A 1,163-nucleotide genomic window follows, 5' to 3' on the forward strand; every position below is an offset into this window, starting at 1 on the left:
AGTCTCGTGGGCTCGGGCTCGGCGGTGAGCTCGCCTTCACGCTCGGCGGGCAGGATCTGACGCTTCAGGTGACGGTTCAGGGGGACGGATCGCTGTGGGCTGTTTTCGGCGATGTGACGAGTGGGAACGGCAGTTATCGCTTCCGGTTCCTGCGCCCGGCGGCTCCTGACACCGAGGGGCGCACGACGGTGGACTTCAACCGGGCCCTGCTCCCGCCCTGCGCATTCGCAGACCACTTCATCTGCCCATTCCCGCCGCCGGGCAATACGCTGAGCGCGGCGATTGCCGCCGGGGAACGCAATCTGCTCCGATAATCCGCACGTAATCCACACACTGCCGCTGATGAGATCAACTCCCGTGGGACATACGTAAGTTGAACACCGCACGGCCGAAAGGCGCCCTTGCGCCCGTCGGGTGTGCGGCCAAATACTCCCCCCAGCGCCTTGTCAGGGGCACGGCTTGTCCGGAATCCGGGCATTCTGCCTCTGGCGTGCGCCTCACGGGCCCCGACCCCACGCGGGCCCCCGACTTCCCTTTGGAGGGAACGAACAGTGAGGACCAAGCGCACCACCCCCCGCAGCGGAATAGCGAGACGGACCCGGCTGATCGCCGTCACCTCCGGACTCGTGGCCGCGGCCGCATTCACCATCCCTTCCGCGAACGCGAGCGACGCGCAGACGTTCAGCGCCTCCCAGCTGAAGAGCGCCAACTCCTCGGTGCTCAAGGCCGATGTGCCCGGCACCGCCTGGGTGACCGACGCCAAGACCGGCAAGGTCGTCGTCACGGTCGACAGCACCGTCTCCAAGGCCGAGATCGCGAAGATCAAGCGGGCCGCGGGCACCAACGCCGGCGCTCTGCAGATCAAGTACACCCCGGGCAAGTTCAACAAGCTGATCAAGGGCGGCGACGCCATCTATGCGAGTAGCTGGCGCTGCTCGCTCGGCTTCAACGTCAAGAACAGCGCGGGCGCCGACTACTACGTGACCGCCGGTCACTGCACCGACGGCGCCGGCACCTGGTGGTCGAACTCCGGGCACACCACCACGCTCGGCTCGACGGCCGGCTCCAGCTTCCCGACCAACGACTACGGGCTGGTGCGCTACACCAACACCACGGTCGCCAAGTCGGGCACCGCGGGCAGCGTGGACATCACCAGCGCCGCC

2 protein-coding genes are annotated in these 1,163 nt (G+C 67.2%); both read left to right on the plus strand.

Annotated features, from left to right (window positions below; genetic code table 11):
- Window positions 1-314, plus strand: a 314-nt coding sequence (locus tag EU811_RS23185; RefSeq protein WP_142940584.1) for a DUF1684 domain-containing protein, incomplete at its 5' end; no start/stop codon positions are given.
- A gap of 237 nt (window positions 315-551) precedes the next feature.
- Window positions 552-1,163, plus strand: a 612-nt coding sequence (locus tag EU811_RS23190) for a S1 family peptidase (RefSeq protein WP_142940585.1), incomplete at its 3' end; no start/stop codon positions are given.

Origin of the sequence: Arthrobacter sp. TS-15 (assembly GCF_006964045.1) — a bacterium.
GTDB lineage: Bacteria > Actinomycetota > Actinomycetes > Actinomycetales > Micrococcaceae > Arthrobacter.